Below are 22,576 nucleotides of genomic sequence, written 5' to 3'. Positions count from 1 at the left end.
AAAGACAGGTAATTATAAGGATAAAAAATATCAAGGAAGGTGAGCAATTGGAAAATTATACGAAGTATAAGCTGAAAAGCAAGGAAGAACTTGCATCCGTGCTGGAAGGCAAAGACAATTTGTTCGTGATTGCCTGCAACAAATGTTTCAAAGAGTTTGAAACAGTGGATGAACCGGACTGCGACGAGTTTTTAGCATTTGCAGCAGAACAGGGAAAAACGGTTACAGGCAGCGCAAAGTTTGATTTCTTATGTAATAAGATGCACACAGAGAAAAAATTACAGGATCTGCTTCCGGAAGGAACAGAGAACGTAGTTGTAATCTCCTGTGGTCTTGGTATCCAGACGATTGCAGATCTGTCAGGAAAACCGGTGGTTGCAGCAAGTAATACGCTCAACTACAGAGGTCATCACGGTATGGCACTTACCAAAAAGAGCTGTGACGCATGTGCACAGTGTTATCTGAACATCACAGGTGGTGTCTGTCCGATCGTTGACTGCTCGAAGAGTCTTGTCAACGGACAGTGTGGCGGTGCCAAGAACGGAAAATGTGAAGTAGACCCGAATAAAGACTGTGCATGGGAAAAAATCTATCAGAGACTGGCAAAACAGGGACGTCTGGAAGAATTTCTGCATCAGCCGGTACAGGTACGTGACTTCTCTAAAGTGAACTTCAAAGTTATCAATGATTATGTAAAAGCTGCCAGAGAAGACAGACTGAACGGATATTACGGTGGAGTACATCCGTCAGAACGCAAAGAATTCAGTGCGCATATTGCCCTGAAGAAGTTCCCGGATCCAAAGACCGTTGTTATTTCCATGTCCCAGCATCTGGGTGCACCGGCGAATCCGATCGTTGAGGTTGGCGATACCGTAAAGGTTGGACAGAAGATCGGTGAAGCAGCAGGATTTATCAGTGCTCCGGTACATTCAAGCGTAAGCGGAACCGTAGTTGCCGTAGAACCCCGTATGCATGGAACCAGAGGCAGCGAAGTAATGGCTGTTGTTATCGAATCGGATGGTAAAAATACTCTGCACGAATCCGTACAGCCACACAAAGATCTTGACAGCCTGACTCCGGACGAGATCATCGATATCATCCGTGAAGCAGGTATTGTTGGTATGGGTGGAGCAGGTTTCCCGACCTGTGTCAAACTGAAACCGGCAAAACCGGTAGATACCATTCTCCTGAACGGTTGTGAGTGTGAACCACTGCTGACCGCAGATCACAGAGTTCTTCTGGAATATGCAGACGATATCATCTATGGTCTGAAAGCGATCCTGAAGACAACAGGTGCTGAAAAAGGTATTATCGTCATTGAAGATAACAAACCGGATGCCATTGAACTGATGCAGGAAAAAGTTGCAAATATCGGTAACATGGAAGTATTCGTAGCAAGAACCAAATACCCGCAGGGTGCTGAGAAAACTCTGATCAAACGTGTCATGGGCAGACAGGTTCCAAGCGGCGGACTCCCGGCAGATGTTGGCGTTGTGGTAGATAATATCAGTACTGTGAAAGCAATTTCCGATGCGATCCGGAAAGGTATGCCTCTGATCGAGCGTGTTGCAACCGTAACAGGCGAGAAGATCAAACATCCGGGCAACTTTGTCATCAAGATCGGTACCAGCGTAAAAGAACTGATCGATTACTGTGGCGGATTTACCGATGAAGATGTTCTGGTTAAGATGGGCGGACCGATGATGGGATTCCCGCTAAAAGACCTGGAAGTACCGATGATGAAGGGCTCCAACGGTATCATCGCGATCGATACCGATGAGACAAAAGAGCAGGCCTGCATCAAGTGTGGTCGCTGCGTAGATGTTTGTCCGATGGAACTTTCACCGCTGTATTTTGTAAAATATGCAGATCAGGAGAACTGGGAAGGCATGAGAGACATGCATGTAATGGATTGCGTGGAATGTCGCTGCTGCCAGTATATCTGTTCTTCCAAAATCTCTATTATTGACAGAATCAAAGCCGGAAAAAATGCAGTAAGGGGGATGAAATAATATGTTAATTACCCAGTTAAAAGACAAAGAGATGATCAACTCTCTGGTGGCAGGGAAAAAAGTTTTCATCATCAACTGCCATGGATGTAAAGAAGTGCATTTTCCGGAAAAAGAAGCTGTAGAACTTCAGAAGGAACTTTCCGCTGAAGGCAATGTAACAGGAATCATGACTACCGATTATATCTGTAATCCGGAAAATATGGAATTACGCCTGAAAAAACATATGGAGAAGATCCAGGACTCTGATCTGGTTTTGGTATTCTCCTGTGGTGTTGGCGTACAGACAATCGCAGAATATCTGGATGACAAGAAGGTATGCGCAGCCTGCGATACCTATCCGCTTCCTGGTTTTCAGGGTGTGACACCGTTAGAGTACAAATGTGACCAGTGCGGTGAATGTTATCTGAATCTGACCGGTGGAATCTGCCCGATCACAGCATGTTCCAAGAGCCTTGTCAACGGACAGTGCGGCGGTTCCAAAAACGGCATGTGCGAGGTTGATAATACCATGGAATGTGGATGGGAACGTATCTACAGACGGCTGGAAGCTATCGGACGTCTGGACGTACTGAAATGTCCGACACAGATTCACAATTTTGCAACAGATGATGAAGTAGCAAAATAATATAAGATACATAATACGATGCATCTATAAAATTTAATATGATTGGAGCAATGTATAATGAAAATGAAAGAATTATTCGACCGTGGTGAATTTGTAGTTTCTGCAGAAGTAGGACCGCCAAAAGGGATCCACGTGGACGAACTGGTAGAAGAAGCGAAAACTTATCTGAAAGATGTTCATGCAGTTAATGTAACCGATAATCAGTCTTCTGTTATGCGTCTGGGCTCTCTGGCTATGTGTAAAGTCCTGAAAGATGCAGGGATGAACCCGATCTTCCAGCTTGCCTGTCGTGACAGAAACCGTATCGCTCTGGAATCTGATCTTCTGAGCGCAGCAATGTTCGGTATCGACAACATCCTGTGTCTGACCGGTGACCATACCAAGATGGGTGACCATCCACAGGCAAAACCGGTATTTGACCTGGATTCCGTATCTCTGCTGCATACCGTAAAACTGCTGGAAGAAGGCGTAGATCTGGGTGGCAATCAGCTGGTTGGCGAACCGCCGAAGTTCTCCAAAGGTGCTGTTGTATCTCCATGCAGCGATTCCGTTGATGCACAGCTGGCAAAGATGGAAAGAAAAGTAGCTGCAGGTGCAGAATATTTCCAGACTCAGGCTGTTTTTGAGCCGGAAAAATTCATCAAATTCATGGAAAAAGCAAAACAGTTCGGAAAACCGGTACAGGTTGGTATCATCATCCCGAAATCAGCCGGTATGGTAAAATTCATGAACAATAACGTTGCCGGTATCCATGTTCCGGATGAGATGATTGAAGAACTGAAAGCAGACAAAGAAAGAACAAAAGCAGGTATCACCGGCGTAGAGATCGCTGCACGTATCATCAAAGAGTGTAAGCCATACTGCCAGGGTGTTCATATCATGGCTCTCGGATGGGAATCCAAGATCCCGGATCTGCTGAAACTGGCTGAGATCTAAAATTATATAAAAGAAAATGTATTCCGATGGTGTGAACCGGAAGATGCAGAAAGATAAGATGGATGCAGGTTGTAGAAATACAACCTGCATCTTTTTTGCATTGTATATCAATAATTGGTCCGGTGGACCAATTTTGATTTATAATAATTTTGCCGGGAGCTGGTATTGACAAACGAGGAAATGTGTCATAAAATAGTTCGTGAACGAACGAATGTTACCGAACTGTTCGCATCCGAACAAACAGAGAGGAGGTCACAGGATGCTGAAAGTAGAATACAGGGATCACATCGGATTTGAAAATAAACGGCTGGAAAATGAGATTCACAGTCGGATGACCGCCTATCGTGCAGCGATGGGAGGCGAGGAATTGACGATGATGCAAAGCTGGATTATCCGGTTTCTATATGAGCATTCCGAAGAAGACATTTATCAGCGGGATATTGAGGCGGAATTTTCCATAGCCAGATCCACAGCGACAGGGATCCTGAAGTTGATGGAAAAAAGAGGATATATCCGCAGAGTCAGTGTGGAACGAGATGCCCGGTTAAAGAAACTGGAGCTGACGGAAGTTGGTATCAGGATGCAGGAAGGAACGATCCGCAACATCAACCGGCTGGAAAGCACACTTCGTCAGGGAATATCGGACGAAGATCTGGAAGTGTTTTTCCGGGTAATCCGTAAGATGCGTTCTAATATCGAGATTCAACAGGGAGAAACAAACAGGAGGAGAGAGTAATGCTTAAAACGCTGGGAGCTCAGATCAAAGAGTTCAAGAAAGACTCCATCAAGACTCCGTTATTTATGATTCTGGAAGTCCTGATGGAGATGCTGATTCCTTTTCTCATGGCATCCATCATCGATGATGGTGTGGAGAAAGGAGATATCCGCCATATCTGTATCATAGGCGGATGGATGATCGTGGCAGCACTGATTGGTCTGTATGCAGGTATCATGGGTGGTGTCTGTGGAGCCAATGCTTCCGCAGGATTTGCAAGAAACCTGCGAAAAGCCATGTATGAAAACATTCAGCAGTTTTCATTTTCCAATATCGACCGGTTCAGTACCGCCGGACTGATTACACGACTGACCACGGATGTAACCAATGTACAGAATGCATACCAGATGCTGCTTCGCATGTTTGTGCGTGCGCCGATCAGCATGGTCTGTGCGATGATCATGTCTTTTTATATCAATGCAAAACTGGCAAGTATTTATCTGGTGGCAGTTATTATTCTGGGAGCATGCCTGTTCTTTATCATCAGCCGGGTGTCCGGATATTTTCAGGAAGTATTTAAAAAATATGATGATCTGAATGCGAGTGTGCAGGAAAATATTGCCGGTATCCGTGTGGTAAAAGCGTATGTGAGAGAAGATTATGAAGACAAAAAGTTTTCCAAAGCAAATTACAATGTATATAAAATGTTTGTAAAAGCAGAAAAGATCCTGTCTTATAATGCACCTCTGATGCAGTTTGCGGTTTACAGCTGCATCCTTGGAATCAGCTGGCTGGGTGCGAAGATGATCGTAACCGATCAGCTGACTACCGGAGAACTGATGAGTCTTCTTACTTATTGTATGAATATTCTGATGAGCCTGATGATGGTGTCCATGGTATTTGTTATGGTATCCATGAGTGTGGCGAGTGCAGAACGAATCACAGAGGTTCTGGAAGAAAAACCGGAACTGACCAATCCGGAAAGACCGGTGACAGAAGTAAAAGATGGAAGTATCGTCTTTGATCATGTAAACTTCAGCTACAAAAAAGGAAACGGCGAATATGTCTTAAAAGATATCAATCTGAATATTCATGCAGGAGAGACGATTGGTATCATCGGTGGAACCGGAAGTGCGAAGTCCAGTCTGGTTAATCTGATTAGTCGTCTGTACGATGTGACCACCGGAAGTATCAAAGTCGGTGGTATGGATGTGAGGTCTTATGATATGGAGACTCTGCGAAATCAGGTAGCCGTGGTACTGCAGAAAAATGTGCTGTTTTCCGGAACGATTCTGGAAAATCTGCGCTGGGGTAACAAAGAAGCCAGCAAAGAAGAATGCATCCGTGCCTGCCAGCTGGCCTGTGCCGATGAATTTATCGAGAAGATGCCGGAGGGGTATGAAACCTATATTGAACAGGGTGGTTCCAATGTATCCGGTGGACAGAAGCAGCGTCTGTGTATCGCCAGAGCATTGTTAAAGAAACCGAAAGTACTGATTCTGGATGATTCTACCAGTGCCGTTGATACCGCTACCGATGCACGGATCAGGGAAGCTTTTGCAAAAGAGATTCCCGGTACGACGAAACTGATCATCGCACAGAGAATCTCCAGTGTACAGGGGGCAGACCGGATCATCGTCATGAATGACGGTCAGGTAGATGGCTTTGGTACTCACGGAGAACTGCTTGCAAATAATCAAATTTACAGAGAAGTATATGAATCTCAGACCCAGGGCGGCGGAGATTTTGACGAGAAAGGAGGTGTCTGATCATGCCAGGACCAGGACCAAGAGGACCGAGAGGTCCGAAACCCCGGGTTGAAAATCCGGGAAAACTGATGGGACGTCTTTTAAAATATGTCGGAAAAAATTACGGAATTCATCTGGTAATTGTGGCAGTGTGTATTTTCGTCAGTGTCATTGCCAATGTCCAGGGAACCATGTTTATGAAAAATCTGATCGATCTGTATATCATGCCACTGATCGGGCAGAGCAGTCCGGATTTCGGTCCGCTGCTTGGAGCGATCCTGAAGGTTGCGGTATTCTATCTGATCGGTGTTTTGACTACTTTTTCCTATAACCGGATCATGGTATATGTGACACAGGGAACACTGAAGAATCTGAGAAATGATATGTTCCATCACATGGAGAGTCTTCCGATTAAATATTTTGATACCCATGCGCATGGAGATATCATGTCAATCTACACAAATGATATTGACACACTGCGTCAGATGATCAGCCAGAGTATGCCACAGCTGTTATCCAGTGTGATCACGATTGTCAGTGTCTTTGTCAGCATGATCATCCTGAGTATACCGCTGACACTCGTATCTCTGGTGATGATCGCCATCATGCTGTTTACTACGAAGAAAGTAGCCGGACTGAGCGGCAGATATTTCCTTGCACAGCAGAAATCTCTGGGTGCGGTAAACGGTTATATTGAAGAGATGATGGAAGGACAGAAAGTAGTAAAAGTGTTCTGTCATGAAGAAGAGAGCCTGGAAAGGTTCAATCAGTTAAACGATGAACTCTATGACAGTGCCAACAATGCGAACAAATACGGTAATATCCTGGGACCGGTCAATGCACAGCTGGGAAATGTCAGTTATGTAGTGTGTGCGATCGCAGGTGGTATCTTTGCTACTTATGGAGTCGGCGGTCTGACCCTTGGTGCACTGGCCAGTTTTCTGACCTTTAACAAGAGTATCAACATGCCGATCAACCAGGTTAGCCAGCAGTTAAACAGTGTGGTTATGGCACTGGCAGGTGCAGACCGTATCTTCCGTATCCTGGATGAAAAACCGGAACTGGACGAAGGGTATGTTACACTGGTTAATGCGGAAATTGAGAATGGTGAGGTACGGGAAGCACAGAAACATACAGGTCACTGGGCATGGAAACATTACCACAAAGCGGATAATACAACGACCTATCAGCCGTTGGAAGGTGATGTGGTATTTAATGGTGTGGATTTTGGATATGATGAGAAAAAGATGGTTCTGCATGATATCAAGCTCTTTGCAAAACCGGGTCAGAAGATTGCATTTGTTGGTTCTACCGGAGCAGGAAAGACCACGATCACCAATCTGATCAACCGTTTTTATGATATCCAGGATGGAAAGATCCGTTATGATGGTATCAATATCAACAAGATCAAAAAAGCAGATCTGCGTCGGTCTCTGGGGATTGTTCTTCAGGATACGCAGCTGTTTACGAATACGGTTATGGAAAATATCCGTTACGGAAAGCTGGATGCTACGGATGAAGAGGTGATCGCGGCGGCTAAACTGGCGAATGCGGATGGATTTATCCGGAGACTGCCGGATGGCTATCAGACGAAACTGACGAATAACGGTGCCAATCTGAGCCAGGGGCAGAGACAGCTTCTGTCTATCGCCCGTGCAGCGGTAGCGGATCCGCCGGTGCTGATCCTGGATGAAGCGACTTCTTCGATTGATACCAGAACGGAGAAGCTGGTACAGGATGGTATGGATAAGCTGATGCATGGACGGACCACTTTCGTCATCGCACACCGCCTGTCCACCGTAAGAAACAGTGACTGTATTATGGTTCTTGAAAACGGACGTATCATCGAGCGTGGAACACACGACCAGTTAATTGAAGAAAAAGGAAAATATTATCAGTTGTATACGGGGAATACGGGGGAACTGGCGTAGTATAGTTTTTCCCCAAGCGGACGAAACCGGGTTCCTCACATAGAAAAACAGAATAATATGTTCGACAGTAAAGAGAGAATGGTATGATCTGGGATTGGTTCGTGTGAAATCGCCGGGAGAAAATATCATTACCACATACAGCATGGAGAGGACATTATGTGATATTCTACGAAAACGAACAGAAGTAGATATTGGTATTGTTGCTGAAGCATATAAGCGATACGTGGACAGAAAAGATAAAAACATTCCTCAATTATCGGAATATGCGAAGAAATTCCGAGTAGAAGAAAGAGTGCGGAGATATTTGGAGATACTAATATGAAAAATGCGATGCAACTAAGCCCTGACAGATGAAAAAACGCCTGGATCTCACATTGAGATTCAGGCGTTTCTCTCTTAAAAAGATTTATTTTCCTTCTGTAGCAAAATACTCCTTCACCATCTTCACAACCGTCCCCGACAACAGGAACACCGCAATCAGGTTTGGAATCGCCATCAGACCGTTGAAGGTCTCTGCAATACTCCACAGAAGTCCCAGTTCCACTGTAGCACCAAGAATGGCTATTAGAGAATACACAACCATAAACGGCTTTACGACCTTCTCACTGGAAAACAGAAACTCGATACATCTTGCTCCATACAGTCCCCATCCGATGATTGTAGAAAAAGCGAAACAACACATCGCAACGGCTGTAAAAATAGAAATGCAACTGCCATATACAGAAGTAAATCCTGATATCGTGAGTTCTGCACCGGCAGCCTGTCCATAAGTGACCGTGGTGCCGCTGCACAGAATAACCAGAGCAGTCAGGGTGCAGATGACAATGGTATCGGCAAATACTTCAAAGATACCGAACAGACCCTGTTTCACCGGTTTTCTGGTATCCGCACAGGCATGCGCGATGGATCCGGTACCAAGACCTGCTTCGTTGGAGAAGATACCACGGGAAACTCCTTTTTTCATGCTGAGAAAGAAGCTTCCTACCACACCGCCGGTTACAGCACGCGGGCGAAAAGCACCATAAATAATAGAATAAAAAACATGCGGAATATTACGGAAGTTGATCAGTACAACACCAAGTGCCAGAAGAATATAAAACAATGCCATAAAAGGAACCAGTTTTTCCGTCACACTTCCGATTCGCTTGATACCGCCAAGAAGGATCAGACCGACCAGAATCGTGATCACGATTCCGATGATCAGATTCAGTGTGCTGACAGACTGATCAGAAATCAGGTGGAAATTGATCAGTGCGGAATCGACAGCCGTTGTGATCGTATTGACCTGTGTGGCATTACCGGTACCGAATACGGTAAGGACGCCAAAAGCGGAAAAAAGGTACGCCAGCCAGTGCCAGTGTTTTTTAAGACCATTTTTTATATAATACATAGGTCCGCCGACAAGATCTCCCTTGGCGTTAGTTTCACGAAAATGTACGGCAAGGGTAACTTCAGCAAATTTGGTACACATGCCAAGGATAGCCGAGATCCACATCCAGAAGACAGCACCGGGACCGCCGATGGCGATGGCACCTGCGACTCCGGAAATATTACCGGTACCGACCGTCGCGGCCAGAGCGGTACAGACTGCCTGGAAAGGCGTCAGAGAACCGTCAGATGCGTCTTTTTTTCGGAACATACGTCCGATGGTGGTCTTGATTGCATAGGGAAATTTACGGATCTGTAAAAAATGGGTGCGGAGGGTCAGATACAAACCGACACCGATGATACAGATCATAGCAGGGACTCCCCAGATAAAATTGTTGACCGCCGAATTGATGGATTCGATTGTACTTAACATAGATTATCCCTTTCTTTGGTTAAAATAAAAACTGTTATGCTATTCCGGTCAAAAAAAGCTGGAATAACTTTATCAGTATAGCATAGTTATGTGAAAAAGTGAAGAAAAATATCCCCCGTGGAGGCTTGTGAAAAAAGAAACAATTATGATATAATGAGCGTTAGCGAGCGAGAACAAACGAAGTTTGTTCATCGGGAGCGGCGAATGGCGATCATGATAGCTGCGAAAGCAGCGTCAAGCACCGAAGGTGCGAATCATGACATAATGAGCATTAGCGATATAGTCATGCGGAGGGACGAAAAATATATGGAATTACTGGAACAGATTGAAGATTACTGGACTGACAGAGCCGAAGGGTACTCTCAGGTGAATCAGGAAGAACTGGCGGGTGATAACCGGACAAACTGGAGACGGGAACTGGAACGTCATTTTCCGGAAAACAGAACAAATGAGACCTATAAGATTCTGGATATCGGAACCGGTCCAGGATTTTTTTCTATTATTCTTGCAGAGGCAGGCTACCAGGTGACCGCTGTGGATTATACAGAAGCGATGCTGGAAGAAGCTAAAAAAAATGCAGGAGCATTCGCACAAAAGATCACATATTGTCAGATGGATGCCAGTCATCTTGCATTTGCGGATGAAACATTTGACGCAGTAGTCAGCCGGAATCTGACCTGGAACCTGGAAGATCCGGAGCAGGCGTATAAAGAATGGATGCGTGTGCTGAAAAAAGGTGGTATTCTGTTAAATTATGATGCCAACTGGTATCATCATCTCTTTGATGCTGAAAAAAGAGAAGAATATGAGAAAGACCGGCAGATGGTAACTGAGGCCGGAATGGAAGATCACTATACCTGTACGGATATCGATACGATGGAAGAGATTGCAAGACAGGTGCCGCTCAGCAGGATCGATCGCCCACGGTGGGATCAAAAGATACTGCAGGAACTTGGAACAGCCCGGGTAAGTGTGGATACGGAAGTCTGGAACCAGGTATGGTCAGAGGTGGAAAAGGTCAATTATCATTCGACACCAATGTTTGGTATCGAAGCAGTCAAAGAGTAAGAATCATACAGGACGGATTGAATGTGAAATGATGAAGAATGAGAATAAATTTCAGATAGCAGGGCTGGAAATAACCCCGGGCGAGAGATGGCAGGGAACGCTGATGATCGGAGGCGGAGAATTCGTACTTCCGGCGGCGGTTCTGCATGGGGAAAAAGAGGGAAAGACCGTGCTGATCACTGCGGCCGTGCACCCAGGGGAATATGTGGGTGTGGAGACAGCAGTGGAACTGGCGAACGAATTAAAAATGGAAAAAATCACAGGAACAATAGTGATCGTAAAAGTGGTCTGTCCTGAAGAATTCGAGCAGCGGGCAGGAAGTCTCTGTCTGGACGACAGGAAAAATCTGAACCGGCAGTTCCCGGGAGATGAAAAGGGAACAAGAACACAGAGACTCGCCAGTGCCATAGAAAAAGAATTGCACAGTGTGGCAGATTATTATATTGATCTTCACAGCGGAGATGAATATGAAGATCTGACGCCGTTTGTATATTATGCGGGAAAAGGAGAAAAAGAAGTCATCGAGGTTTCCCGAAAAATGGCGCAACACGTGGACGTTCCGTATATGGTACGCTCCAATGTGGAATCTGGTGGTTCTTATAATTATGCAGCCTCCTGCGGAATTCCAAGTATCCTGATTGAGAGGGGTGGTATGGGACGATGGACGAGAGAAGAAGTAGAGTCCAATAAGAGGGATCTGAAAAATATCCTGCGTTACCTTGGCATTTACCGGACCAGCCGTGGTTACTGGAATCATTATCCCATGGAAGTGACGGATGTGGTATATCAGTCGGCAAACCAGGCGGGTCTGTGGTATCCGGATAAAAAACCAGGAGATATGTTTTCAGAGGGAGAAAAGCTTGGAAAGGTCACGGACTATGAAGGAAATATCCTGGAGACGAGTTATGGCGGATATGACGGTGTGATTCTTTTCCAGACGGGAAGTCTGCAGGTGACAAAGGAAGGACCGATGATCGCCTACGGAAGAATCGCTTATGAAAAAGATGACCGGAAAGAAAAGATCGCCGGTTACTGGACAAAACGAAGTTCAGATTTCAAAGAGCAGAGAAGAGAAGAACTTCACAGTCCACTGGCGAAACGATGGATGGAAGAAATCGATAAATATTTGCCGGAAAAAGAGCATCTGCGGATCCTGGATGTAGGATGCGGTGCGGGATTTTTCTCTATTCTCCTGGCGAAGAGAGGACATCAGGTGACCGGGATTGACCTGACACCGGATATGATCCTCCATGCCAGAGAACTGGCAAAAGAAGAACAGGCAGATTGTGAGTTTCAGGTAATGGATGCAGAGAATCCGGAATACGATAACGATACCTTTGATTTCGTGATCTCCCGGAATCTGACATGGACGCTTCCGGATGCACAGAAAGCCTATAAAGAATGGATGCGTGTGTTGAAACCGGGCGGTGTGCTGTTGAACTTTGATGCCAATTATGGAGCGGTTGATTTTACGGATACTTCCGATCTTCCGAAAAATCATGCCCATAACCAGATTGAAAATACACTGATGCAGGAGTGTGAGGATATCAAACGCCAGCTGTCCATAAGCAATTATGCCCGTCCTGCCTGGGATCTGGAAACTCTCAGCAACAGTGGTGTGCAGCAGTTCCAGATTGATATGGGAGTCAGTCAGCGTGTCTACATGGAAAAAAATGCGTTCTATAATCCGACTCCATTGTTTGCAGTCTGTGGAAAAAAAGGTGACTTATGATCAATATCAAACAGTTAAAATATTTTATCACCTGTGCAGATGCCGGCTCTTTCAGCGAGGCGGCATCTGTTCTATATACAACCCAGTCCAGCGTCAGTAAGGTGATCCGGGCACTGGAAGAAGAGATGCAGGCATCGCTTTTTGTGCGAAATCCTCATGGAATCAGCCTGACACAAAACGGAAAACAGGCCTATGCCTATGCCAGCCGGGTGCTGGAAAACGTGGAAGCGATGGCAGAGCTGTCCGCGGTGGGAGATACCCAGTGGTTGAATATTGCATTTAACCCCAGTTCCTGGATCGCAGACTGCTTTGTACGGTTTTATCAGATTCATGAAAAAGAAAACCTGCACTGTCAGGTACACACCGGAAAAATGCGGGAAGTGCTGGAGCGTATCCATGAATACAAAGACGAACTCGGTTTCCTCTACGTGACAACCCGTCAGCAGACGGATCTACAGTATCTGCTGGTACGAAAACAGCTGGAATTCATTCCGTTGAAAGAACTGGACACCTATCTGTATCCCGGCGGCGGATACCTGCAAAAAGAAGGAATACAGCTCACCCGGGAAACAATCGAAAATCTGCATTATATCCAGAACTTCCTGGAAGACGCCGGCAATTACGAAGGCTGGAAACTGGATACAGAAAATAATCTGACCCTTGGAAAAATCGATGTCTCCGTCGTAACCAACAGTGACTACATTATGGAAAAGATGCTGGATCACGGCAGCCTCGCCAACATCAGCGGCGACAGTCTTACTCCCGGGAAGACTCCTTCACGTCCGGGCATTTGTCTTACCAATGAATCCAGTAAGATTATGTTCGGATATGTAAAAAGAGAAAAGACACCGTTGTCGGATCTGGCAATGAAATTTCTTGATTATGTAAAACAGGAGTTGATCGGATAAACAACCGGGAACTTTGTATGTTTTGGAATATGGTCAGTCCAAAATTGAATACCTAAAATCCCCCTATGGGGCTTACGACAGAAATATGGAAATGATATACTCATTATAGTTCTTTTGATGAGGTGATAAAATGAAAAAGTATGTATTGCATAGATTTTTACAGTTAATCCCCATTTTACTGGGGATTACTTTTTTGTCTTTTGCCATGATGCGCCTGGCCGGTTCGGACGTGGTTACAGAGATGTATCAGAACAGAGGAACGGAAGTATCCCAGGAAATTATAGATGCGAAAAGAGCAGAACTTGGACTGGACCAGCCATTCCTGATACAGTATGGCAGATGGCTTGGCGGAATGCTGACAGGGGATATGGGAGAAAGTTATATGACAGGAAAACCGGTGTTTCCTACTTTTCTTTCCAAACTTCCGGCAACCTTGCTTCTGACAGCTTTATCCATTATCCTTACCATACTGGTGTCGATTCCTTTTGGTATACTTGCAGCGGTTACGCATGATAAGATTCCGGATCTGATCCTGCGATTTTTCAGCTTTATAGGAAATGCTTTACCCAATTTTTTTGTTGCTATGTTACTGATGCAGCTATTAAGCATTAAGCTTCAACTGCTTCCGGTGATTTCGGATGGAGTGACCCTGAAGAGTGCATGGATGCCGGCTCTTACACTGGCTGTTTCCATGTCAGCAAAATATATGCGGCAGGTTCGAGCCGCAGTGCTGGAGGAATGGAATAAGGATTATGTGCAGGGAGCACGGGCAAGAGGTGTGCGCAGTCGCGTGATCTTATGGAAAAACGTAATGAAATCTTCGATGCTGACGATTATTACACTACTGGCACTCTCAATCGGAAATCTGCTGGGGGGAACTGCCATTATAGAAAGTATTTTTATGTGGGATGGCGTTGGAAAACTGGCAGTAGATGCGATTACCATGCGTGATTATCCGGTTATTCAGGCTTATGTGGTATGGATGGCAATTATTTATGTGCTGGTGAATCTGATCACGGATCTTTTATATCACCGGCTGGATCCGAGAATTCGTCTGGGGGTAACAAAAGGATGAGAGAACCAACAATTAGAAAACAGAATATACACAGGAATAATTTGAAGATTCGTCTGATTTTTTTTGGAATACTGGCGTTGGCACTGGTGATCGCATCGTATTTCAGTGAATATTTATGCCCATATGATCCCTATCTGCAGGATCTGGGTAATGCAAAGGCAGTGCCGTCCGCTGCACATATCTTTGGTACTGACCGATATGGACGGGATATGCTGTCCCGTGTGATCGTGGGAAGCAAGACCAGTATTTATTCCACCTTATTGCTGGTTGCATTTATTACGGTGCTTGGTACTATGATCGGAGTGTTTTGTGCCTGGAAGGGAACATGGGTCGATACAGTTCTGATGCGTATTTCCGATGTATTCCTTGCTTTCCCCGGGCTGGTGTTTGCGCTGGCGGTAGCGGCAGCTCTTGGAGGTGGTGTCCATAATGCGATCATAGCACTGGGTGCCATCAGCTGGCCAAAATACGCCAGAGTGGCAAGAAGTGAAACTCTGGCACAAAAAGAAACGGTGTATCTCCGGGCAGCGAAACTGTCCGGTTGTGGAACCTGGAAATTGATTTTTAAGCATATACTTCCTAATATTACAGGCCCCATTCTGGTTACAGCGATGCTGGATATCGGAACGATGATGATGGAACTTGCAGGTCTGTCTTTTCTGGGGCTGGGAGCAAAACCGCCGGTGGCTGAGTGGGGAAGTATGATGAGTGACACAAGAAATCTGCTTACGACTCATCCCTGGGTAACGCTGGCACCCGGGTGTGCAATCTTTGTATCAGTAATGATATTCAATCTGTTGGGTGACACAGTCAGAGATTGGCTGGATCCCCGCAATGGGAGGTAGAGAAAGTGACGGAAGTCATTCGTTATGAACATGTAGATATCAGTTATAAAGGAAAAAGGGTTGTACATGATGTCAGTTTTTCTGTAGAAAAAGGTGAAATCCTTGGAATTGTAGGAGAAAGTGGCAGCGGAAAATCGACGCTGATCAAAGCGGCGATGGGTCTGCTTGGAAAGGACGGTCTTGTTACCAGAGGGGATATCTGGTATAAGGGAATGGATCTTCCCGACCTGAAACCGAGGGAGATGAGAAAACTGTGCGGAACGGAGCTTGGAATGATCTTTCAGACGGCCGGAAGCTCTTTTTGTCCGATCCGTACGGTACGGGCACAGCTTTATGAATTCATGACAGAACATAAAAAAATAAAAGCAGATGTATTTGAGAATCAGGCGGAGGAGCTGCTTGAAAAATTTGGCTTTGAAGATCCCAAAAGAGTACTGGACAGTTATCCTTTTGAGCTTTCCGGTGGTATGCAGCAGCGTGTGGGCATTGCGGCGGCCATGCTTTTGAACCCGAAGATACTGATGGCAGATGAGCCGACCTCCGCACTGGATGTAACAGTTCAGAAACAGGTAGTGGAAGAGATGCTTATGGTTCGGGAAACGTTTGGAACTTCCATAGTGCTGGTAACTCATAATATGGGAGTGATCCGTGCGATGGCAGACAAAGTGCTGATTTTACATGAAGGTGAGATCATGGAGTATGGAGTGACAGAAGAAGTATTTGAACATCCGGAGTCAGTGTACACAAAGAAATTGCTGGCAGCGGTTCCAAAACTTCGGAGGTAGAAAAAATGAGTGTGGTACTAGCAGCAGAACATCTGACAAAAACATTTGTCTCTCAGGGAAGAGAGAACTACACGGCAGTAGATGATGTGAGTTTTTCTGTAGAGTCCGGTGAGAAGCTTGGAATTATCGGAGAAAGCGGAAGCGGGAAGACTACGGTTGTCAATATGATCACCAGGTTACTGGATGTTTCTTCCGGAACGATCCGGCTGGATGGAGAAGATATCACTCTGAAAAAGGGAAAAGAGTTAAAAGAAGTATACAAGAAGATGCAGATGGTGTTTCAGACTCCAACGGAGAGCTTTGATCCGCGCAGGAAACTGGGTGATGGAATTGCAGAAAGTCTGATCAATTATGGAATGAAAAAAAAAGAAGCAATGGTGAAGGCAGGACAGCTGCTGGAACTATGTGGACTGGAAAAAGAATATGCAGCGCGCTATCCTCATGAAGTCAGTGGCGGGCAGTGTCAAAGGGCTGCGATCGCGCGTGCGATCGCTATCGATCCCCGGTTACTGATCCTGGATGAGGCGACCTCTGCGCTGGATGTTACGATTCAAAAAGAGATCCTGGAACTGCTGGATAAACTGAAAACAGAAAGGAATATGACATATCTGTTTATCTGCCATGACATTGCACTGGTTCAACAATTCTGTGACAGAGTGCTTGTCATGCATCAGGGAAAGATTGTGGAGGAGGGAACGCCGGATGAGGTGATCCGGAATCCGAAGACAGAATATACCAGGAGACTTATTGAAAGCGTTCTGTGATGATAATAACAGGAAACCCCGGCCGGGATATGAGAACGGATAGGAAGACCGGCCAGAGATTCTGTAAAAGAATAATAAAGTGAGAAGTAACTATTCAGTAGCCACTGTCCCGCGAGGTGTTTTGACATGAGTATGTCAAAATCCCGAGACATACAAGCCAAAATGCCATCACCGGAGGTGATTTTTTATGCATTTTGGCTCGTAACTGTGAAGGTACTGAACAGTTACAGTGAGAAACAGAAAGGGAGGAACAGAAAGGATGAATGCAAAAAAACTGATCGGTACTGCGTTAAGTGTTGTTTTATGTGCGAGTATGCTTGCAGGATGCGGAAATCAGAAAAACGAAACGGAGACAACAACTGAGAAAGGGAAAAAGACCCTGGTAATCGGTGACACAACATTCAACAGTTCCAATGAAGAAAACAATGTGAATCCACATGATGCTTATTCAGGATGGGCCTGTATCCGGTATGGGATTGGTGAGACACTGGTAAAATATTCGGATACCATGGAAATCGAACCCTGGCTGGCAAAAGAATGGGAAAATGTGGATGAACTGACATGGAAGATTACCCTGCAGGATAATGTGAAATTTTCCAGTGGCCGGGATATGGACGCGGAAGCGGTGAAAGAATGTCTGGAGCATCTGACTGAAAATCACGAACGGGCAAAAAATGATCTGAAAATCGATTCGATGGAAGCAGATGGTCAGATTCTTACGATTCATACTTCAGAGCCGAAACCGGCGCTGTTAAACTACCTTGGAGATCCCTATGGATGTATCATTGATGTGGACGCAGGATTTGATGATGGAATCGTAGCAGGTACCGGTCCATACATCGCCGTGGACTGCCAGAGCGATGATCATCTGACACTGGTAAAAAATGAGGATTATTGGAATGGAACGCCGAAGATTGACGAGCTGACAATCCGTACCATTACAGATGGAAGTACGCTGGCCAATGCACTCCAGTCGGGAGAAATACAGGCAGCCTACGGTATGGCTTACGAAAGCTATCCGTTGTTTGAAAATGATGCATATACATTTTCACAGATTTCCACTTCCCGTTGTTTCTTTGGAAAGATGAATTTTGATGAAAGTTCTGTATGTGCCGACCCAGCAGTCCGAAAAGCGATTGCCATGGGGATTGATAAGGAGAATTTTGTTGCAACCTTACTGGAAGGCAATGGTTATGTGGCAAATGGAGTATTTCCGGAAGGCTCCGCATTTGGCGGAGATAAGGTGACGACAGAAACTTATGATCCGGAAGGTGCGAAAGAAGTTCTGGAAGCAGCAGGATGGAAAGACACTGACGGAGATGGCATCCGTGAGAAGGATGGAAAAAAATTAACAGTAAGATGGCTGACCTACCCAAGCCGTCAGGAATTGCCGCTGCTTGCAGAATCCGCACAGGCAACTCTGAAGGATATCGGGATTGATCTGGACATCAACTGTACGGCGGACAATAACTCTGTAGCAGATGATCCCACTGCATGGGATGTTTATGCAATGGCCAATGTACAGGCACCTACCGGTGATCCGGAATACTGGTTTACTGTTTTTGCAACTTCCGATGCGACAAGGAATCAGGGAAAATACAGCAGTGAAAAACTGGATAAGCTGGAAAAAGAACTGAGCGCGGAATTTGACATAGAAAAACGTGCAGAACTTGCTGTACAGATGCAGCAGACCGTTCTGGATGATCATGCATTCGTCTTCTGCTCGTTCCTGAAAATGAGCATGATCTCCAAAGCAAATGTTACCGGATATGAATCCCATGCCTGCGATTATTATCAGGTTACGGCAGATCTGGATATTAACTGAGAACAGATGTCAAAAAGATGCTATGTTTTAAAGCATGGCATCTTTTTTCAGGTTTGGAAACAGAAATATGCCGGTGGAAGAAAAAGAGATTATGCAGTATAATAAGGGAAAACGGGAGAGGAGTAACTGAATGAAGAAAAAAATCATAGGAAGTGTGCTGGTTCTCGGAATCGTTGCGGCTGCAGCAGGTCTGTTTGTACCAAATGCAGTACAGAAGATAACAAAAGAAAGCGTAATTACTTCCTCGCAGCTGGAAAAAGCGGTGGATATCAGTGAACTGTCCACGGCAGAGTTCATATACAACGGGATAGCAGACAAGTACAGTGATGGAAACCTGGAAGAAACCGAGTGCCATATCGCGTATGCCTCCACGGTGAAAGTAGGAATCGCGCTGGATCAGATAACATTTACCATTGATGAGGAAAAAAAAACGGTAACGCCGGTACTGCCGGAAATTACGGTAAATACAGTAACCGTGGATCCGGATTCGCTCAGTTTTATCCCACAGAATCCAGATGTGGAGCTGAAAGATATCATGACGGTGTGCAAGGAAGATGCCCTAAAGGAAGCGAGTGAGTCAAAAGAACTCTATCAGACGGCCGAAGAAAATCTGCAGTCAGCCATCGAAGCACTGCTTTCGCCGATCCTGAAAAATGCAGGATATACGATGCAGTGGGAGATATAGAAGACCTTGAAATTTGCCGGGGAGGAAAACAAAATGAGAGTACGAAAGATAACAAAAACATGGATGCTTCTCGTTGGGACCGTTGTTCTTTGCCTGACAGGATGCGGAAAAGAAACGCAGACTGCGAATTTTTCAGGGGTTACTTCAGTGTGTGAACTGGCCACTTTGAAGTGTTATTATCATAATGTTGCGAAAGCGGAGACGGAAGCAAGTGGCATTTTCGCAAAATGGCTGAAAACCGGATATAAGAAAATCTGGACGGAATACAGTGGGATTATTGAATATGGCATCGATATCAGTCAGGTCACAGTATCGGAACCGGACAAAAACGGTGTGGTGACCGTGACGATGCCGGACGCACAGGTTCTGAATGTAGATGTGGATGAAGATTCTCTTGGTACCCCGCTGACCGATACGGGTTTTCTGACCAGTGTTACCACAGAAGAGAAAACAACGACACTGGCGGGTGCGCAGGAAGCGATGGAGCAGCAGGCAAAAGAAAATACAGAGATGCTGTCGCAGGCAAAGGCACGGGCGAAGACGCTGATCGAGGAGTACATAAAAAATGTGGGTGAGAGCATCGGTGAGGAGTATACGGTAGAGTGGAAAGATGCAGAGCCGGGAATGACGGAGAGTGAGAAAAAGTAAGAAAATAGATAAGGGGAATGTAAGAACAGGGCTTTACTATAGTTTTGAAAATACTGTGGTAAAGCCTTTTATAGTAGATTATTATTGCCTGTTTGACAACCAGAACCTCTGAAATCGCCATGAAATATCTGATAAATACTTATTTTATTGGTTTTTCGGGAGCGAAAGTTCTTGCAACTCCGTCTAATGTATGTAAACCTTAAAGAAAAGAACCTGTTTTTGTACGTACAAACAGAAAGGATAACGAATGGAAAGATTAATCAGTCAGGCAAGGAAGGGAGATCCGGATGCTTTTACGGCACTGATGGAGAGTCAGATGCAAAATATGTATAAGGCGGCGCGGTCGGTTCTTTGCAACGATGAAGATATTGCGGATGCTATTTCAGATACGATTCTGGTGTGCTGGGAAAAATTTTCCCAGTTGAAGGAAGACAGATATTTTCGTACCTGGATGACCAGGATACTGCTGAATAAATGTACTGATATCCTGCGAAAAAGAAAGCAGATGGTCTGGATGGACGAGATTCCGGAGACACCGGATGTGGACGCTGGGTTTGAAAACAGTGAGTGGAAAGAGGCACTGAACAGTTTGTCGGAGAATTTTCGACTGGTGGTGATACTGTATTATATCGAAGGATTTAAGACCAGTGAGATCAGTCAGATTCTCAATATCCCGGAGGGAACCGTGCGTAGCAGGCTGGCGCGGGGACGGGAACAGCTGGCGGGACTTTTCCAGGTGAAGGTCGTGAATTAGGTGGACAGAAAGCTGTGGGAAAGCAATAGTCGGTTGGACAGGAAACAGAGAGTACACGAACACAGACAAGAAAGAGATGCAGACAGGAGAGTATTTATATGAGCAATGATAGAATTTTACGGACACTGCAGCAAGATGTTGAAATCCCGGAAGTAGTAAGGAAGAAAGCAGATCAGGCATTTGCCAGGATTCATGCAGAACAGGAGAAAACGGAACCGGATAACAGAAAAGTGGTTTCGTATAATAAGAAAGAAACAGAAAGAAAAGCTATTTCCAAAAGGAAAATTGCAGTTGTGGCAGCAGTTGCAGCACTGGCTACCGCAACCGTGACGGCAGGAGCCGCTGCATATATGAAATGGAGTGCAGGTATGGCAGAAGGAATGCAGGCAACGGAGATACAGCAGAAACAGCTGGAGGACAATGGAATGGCAGCATTTACCAGTCAGTCCTGCACAGATGCGGGCGTGACTGTGACGGCACAACAGAGCATCACCGATAATTACAACAGTCATATTTCCTTCAAAGTAGAAGGGTTTCAGGTGGAAGACGGACAGCAGCCGGACTTTGGAAGTATCAGTGTGCTGGTGAACGGAAAAGATGACCTGAACCTGGACGCCGGATTCTATGACGGCATCATCACCGGAGAAGACGGAATGCCGGTGCGTGCTTCCGACGGAAGTTCTGCATTGGATGAAAATGGAGACATGATATATTACTATGTGCAGGAAGATGGCAGCATGGAATTTGACATTAACATGAATAATTATAGTGAGAAAGGATTCTTTATCGGAAAGGACATCCAGGTGGAATTGAAGGATCTGGGAACGGTAGATAAGGCAGAATTTACCAAGACGCTGGAAGGAACCTGGAGCTTCGAATGGACACTCGGCGGTGCAGATACCGCAAAGACTTATACTCTGAACCAGCCACTGGGAGACAGCGGCGCAACGATCCAGACCGTAGAGATTTCCCCGATCTCTGTTTACGCGGAATACAATTTTCCGATACAGAAGGAAACCATTACCGGGGAGAATGAAGACGGAACCACTTCTGAAAGTACGACATTTAAGGAAGCTCCGCCACTGATGGGAATCAAATTAAAAGACGGCACCGTGATCAAAAATATGTACATGGGTGGCGGTATGATCGGATACCAAAACAACAGTTCCGATGACTATGTCTATGCTTACGCAACAGACCGCATCATCGATCCGGACCAGATCGCATACTTCCTGTTCATAAATGATGATGCACCAATCGGCGAACAGGGAATGACAGAAGATAATTTCTATGAGGTAGCTGTCGGTGAAAATCAGCAGGGCGATCGTTGATACAGCGAAAATTAAAAAATAATGGAAAGAACCGGCGAATGCAGGGAAACAGATGCATTTGCCGGTTCTTTTTACATAGTTGTGGTTTGAAAATATTTCAAACCAAAGGAATAACAGTACAGGAAAATTCTTCATGAGTTGTGTCTTTTCGAGCAGAAAAAGATATGTTACTATGAAAGCAGAAAAACATTCCTGTATACATTTCGTAAAATGCAAAATACAGAAAAAATCGTTACTTTATTGATGAAAGTATGAATAAATGTAACTATTCAGTAGCCACTGTCCCGCGAGGTGTTTTGACATGAATATGTCAAAATCCCGAGACATACAAGCCAAAATGCCATCACCGAAGGTGATTTACGCGAGCAACGAGTCAAAGTCCGTGCTT

Annotated in this window: 19 protein-coding genes; 18 read left to right on the top strand and 1 reads right to left on the bottom strand. The window is 45.3% G+C overall.

What is annotated here, in order from left to right; all coding sequences use genetic code 11:
• The first annotated feature begins 47 nt into the window (after window positions 1-47).
• From rsxC to FYJ57_RS12395, 6 genes are all read left to right on the top strand, one after another.
• Window positions 48-2,012, top strand: a complete 1,965-nt coding sequence (gene rsxC / locus FYJ57_RS12420) for an electron transport complex subunit RsxC (RefSeq protein WP_154432889.1) — start codon at window positions 48-50, stop codon at window positions 2,010-2,012.
• A 1-nt stretch (window position 2,013) separates the two neighbouring features.
• Window positions 2,014-2,637, top strand: a complete 624-nt coding sequence (locus FYJ57_RS12415; RefSeq protein WP_154432888.1) for a methylenetetrahydrofolate reductase C-terminal domain-containing protein — start codon at window positions 2,014-2,016, stop codon at window positions 2,635-2,637.
• A gap of 57 nt (window positions 2,638-2,694) precedes the next feature.
• Window positions 2,695-3,573: a methylenetetrahydrofolate reductase gene (locus tag FYJ57_RS12410; RefSeq protein ID WP_022172831.1), complete on the top strand. Its 879-nt coding sequence runs from the start codon at window positions 2,695-2,697 to the stop codon at window positions 3,571-3,573.
• A gap of 259 nt (window positions 3,574-3,832) precedes the next feature.
• Complete coding sequence (locus FYJ57_RS12405; protein ID WP_022172830.1) at window positions 3,833-4,309, top strand: MarR family winged helix-turn-helix transcriptional regulator; 477 nt, start codon at window positions 3,833-3,835, stop codon at window positions 4,307-4,309.
• The gene (locus FYJ57_RS12400) at window positions 4,309-6,057 is read left to right on the top strand and encodes an ABC transporter ATP-binding protein (protein ID WP_154432887.1); all 1,749 of its coding nucleotides are present in this window, start codon (window positions 4,309-4,311) and stop codon (window positions 6,055-6,057) included. Before FYJ57_RS12405 ends, FYJ57_RS12400 begins: the two co-directional genes overlap by 1 nt.
• A gap of 2 nt (window positions 6,058-6,059) precedes the next feature.
• Window positions 6,060-7,967, top strand: coding sequence for an ABC transporter ATP-binding protein (locus FYJ57_RS12395; protein WP_154432886.1), 1,908 nt, complete (start codon window positions 6,060-6,062; stop codon window positions 7,965-7,967).
• A gap of 406 nt (window positions 7,968-8,373) precedes the next feature.
• Here FYJ57_RS12395 and FYJ57_RS12390 read toward each other — a convergent pair whose 3' ends face one another.
• Complete coding sequence (locus FYJ57_RS12390; RefSeq protein ID WP_154432885.1) at window positions 8,374-9,768, bottom strand: alanine/glycine:cation symporter family protein; 1,395 nt, start codon at window positions 9,766-9,768, stop codon at window positions 8,374-8,376.
• Window positions 9,769-10,074: 306 nt separating this feature from the next.
• Here FYJ57_RS12390 and FYJ57_RS12385 point away from each other — a divergent pair, with 306 nt between their 5' ends.
• The 12 genes from FYJ57_RS12385 (at window position 10,075) to FYJ57_RS12330 (ending at window position 22,188) form a co-directional block, all read left to right on the top strand.
• Window positions 10,075-10,836, top strand: coding sequence for a class I SAM-dependent methyltransferase (locus FYJ57_RS12385; protein WP_154432884.1), 762 nt, complete (start codon window positions 10,075-10,077; stop codon window positions 10,834-10,836).
• A 28-nt stretch (window positions 10,837-10,864) separates the two neighbouring features.
• Window positions 10,865-12,568, top strand: coding sequence for a M14 family metallopeptidase (locus FYJ57_RS12380; protein WP_235904575.1), 1,704 nt, complete (start codon window positions 10,865-10,867; stop codon window positions 12,566-12,568).
• The gene (locus FYJ57_RS12375) at window positions 12,565-13,476 is read left to right on the top strand and encodes a LysR family transcriptional regulator (RefSeq protein ID WP_154432883.1); all 912 of its coding nucleotides are present in this window, start codon (window positions 12,565-12,567) and stop codon (window positions 13,474-13,476) included. Before FYJ57_RS12380 ends, FYJ57_RS12375 begins: the two co-directional genes overlap by 4 nt.
• A 130-nt stretch (window positions 13,477-13,606) precedes the next feature.
• The gene (nikB, locus tag FYJ57_RS12370; RefSeq protein ID WP_154432882.1) at window positions 13,607-14,551 is read left to right on the top strand and encodes a nickel ABC transporter permease; all 945 of its coding nucleotides are present in this window, start codon (window positions 13,607-13,609) and stop codon (window positions 14,549-14,551) included.
• Window positions 14,548-15,396, top strand: coding sequence for a nickel transporter permease (gene nikC / locus FYJ57_RS12365; protein WP_154432881.1), 849 nt, complete (start codon window positions 14,548-14,550; stop codon window positions 15,394-15,396). Before nikB ends, nikC begins: the two co-directional genes overlap by 4 nt.
• Before the next feature lie 5 nt (window positions 15,397-15,401).
• Window positions 15,402-16,181 carry an ABC transporter ATP-binding protein gene (locus FYJ57_RS12360; protein WP_328597488.1) on the top strand — a complete coding sequence of 260 codons (780 nt, stop codon included), beginning with the start codon at window positions 15,402-15,404 and terminating at the stop codon, window positions 16,179-16,181.
• Window positions 16,182-16,186: 5 nt separating this feature from the next.
• Window positions 16,187-16,945: an ABC transporter ATP-binding protein gene (locus FYJ57_RS12355; RefSeq protein ID WP_154432879.1), complete on the top strand. Its 759-nt coding sequence runs from the start codon at window positions 16,187-16,189 to the stop codon at window positions 16,943-16,945.
• Between the two features lie 259 nt (window positions 16,946-17,204).
• Window positions 17,205-18,770 carry an ABC transporter substrate-binding protein gene (locus tag FYJ57_RS12350; RefSeq protein WP_154432878.1) on the top strand — a complete coding sequence of 522 codons (1,566 nt, stop codon included), beginning with the start codon at window positions 17,205-17,207 and terminating at the stop codon, window positions 18,768-18,770.
• Between the two features lie 130 nt (window positions 18,771-18,900).
• Window positions 18,901-19,455, top strand: a complete 555-nt coding sequence (locus FYJ57_RS12345; RefSeq protein ID WP_154432877.1) for a DUF4230 domain-containing protein — start codon at window positions 18,901-18,903, stop codon at window positions 19,453-19,455.
• Between the two features lie 33 nt (window positions 19,456-19,488).
• Window positions 19,489-20,103, top strand: coding sequence for a DUF4230 domain-containing protein (locus tag FYJ57_RS12340; protein ID WP_205839983.1), 615 nt, complete (start codon window positions 19,489-19,491; stop codon window positions 20,101-20,103).
• A 247-nt stretch (window positions 20,104-20,350) separates the two neighbouring features.
• A complete protein-coding gene (locus FYJ57_RS12335; RefSeq protein ID WP_154432876.1) occupies window positions 20,351-20,857 on the top strand; it encodes an RNA polymerase sigma factor in 507 nt (168 codons plus the stop codon).
• Between the two features lie 98 nt (window positions 20,858-20,955).
• Window positions 20,956-22,188, top strand: coding sequence for a DUF4179 domain-containing protein (locus tag FYJ57_RS12330; RefSeq protein ID WP_154432875.1), 1,233 nt, complete (start codon window positions 20,956-20,958; stop codon window positions 22,186-22,188).
• The last annotated feature ends 388 nt before the right edge of the window (window positions 22,189-22,576 follow it).

The organism is Oliverpabstia intestinalis (genome assembly GCF_009696065.1).
Lineage (GTDB): Bacteria > Bacillota > Clostridia > Lachnospirales > Lachnospiraceae > Oliverpabstia > Oliverpabstia intestinalis.
Note: the sequence above shows the minus strand (reverse complement) of the source record. Positions and strands in the feature narration are given on the sequence as shown.

Coding starts and splice junctions, on each gene's coding strand:
- FYJ57_RS12350 (WP_154432878.1), top strand. CDS start 17,205: ATGAATGCAAAAAAACTGATCGGTACTGCGTTAAGTGTTGTTTTATGT.
- FYJ57_RS12345 (WP_154432877.1), top strand. CDS start 18,901: ATGAAGAAAAAAATCATAGGAAGTGTGCTGGTTCTCGGAATCGTTGCG.
- FYJ57_RS12415 (WP_154432888.1), top strand. CDS start 2,014: ATGTTAATTACCCAGTTAAAAGACAAAGAGATGATCAACTCTCTGGTG.
- FYJ57_RS12385 (WP_154432884.1), top strand. CDS start 10,075: ATGGAATTACTGGAACAGATTGAAGATTACTGGACTGACAGAGCCGAA.
- FYJ57_RS12330 (WP_154432875.1), top strand. CDS start 20,956: ATGAGCAATGATAGAATTTTACGGACACTGCAGCAAGATGTTGAAATC.
- FYJ57_RS12335 (WP_154432876.1), top strand. CDS start 20,351: ATGGAAAGATTAATCAGTCAGGCAAGGAAGGGAGATCCGGATGCTTTT.
- nikB (WP_154432882.1), top strand. CDS start 13,607: ATGAAAAAGTATGTATTGCATAGATTTTTACAGTTAATCCCCATTTTA.
- nikC (WP_154432881.1), top strand. CDS start 14,548: ATGAGAGAACCAACAATTAGAAAACAGAATATACACAGGAATAATTTG.
- FYJ57_RS12400 (WP_154432887.1), top strand. CDS start 4,309: ATGCTTAAAACGCTGGGAGCTCAGATCAAAGAGTTCAAGAAAGACTCC.
- FYJ57_RS12380 (WP_235904575.1), top strand. CDS start 10,865: ATGATGAAGAATGAGAATAAATTTCAGATAGCAGGGCTGGAAATAACC.
- FYJ57_RS12375 (WP_154432883.1), top strand. CDS start 12,565: ATGATCAATATCAAACAGTTAAAATATTTTATCACCTGTGCAGATGCC.
- FYJ57_RS12410 (WP_022172831.1), top strand. CDS start 2,695: ATGAAAATGAAAGAATTATTCGACCGTGGTGAATTTGTAGTTTCTGCA.
- FYJ57_RS12395 (WP_154432886.1), top strand. CDS start 6,060: ATGCCAGGACCAGGACCAAGAGGACCGAGAGGTCCGAAACCCCGGGTT.
- FYJ57_RS12390 (WP_154432885.1), bottom strand. CDS start 9,768: ATGTTAAGTACAATCGAATCCATCAATTCGGCGGTCAACAATTTTATC.
- FYJ57_RS12405 (WP_022172830.1), top strand. CDS start 3,833: ATGCTGAAAGTAGAATACAGGGATCACATCGGATTTGAAAATAAACGG.
- FYJ57_RS12340 (WP_205839983.1), top strand. CDS start 19,489: ATGAGAGTACGAAAGATAACAAAAACATGGATGCTTCTCGTTGGGACC.
- FYJ57_RS12355 (WP_154432879.1), top strand. CDS start 16,187: ATGAGTGTGGTACTAGCAGCAGAACATCTGACAAAAACATTTGTCTCT.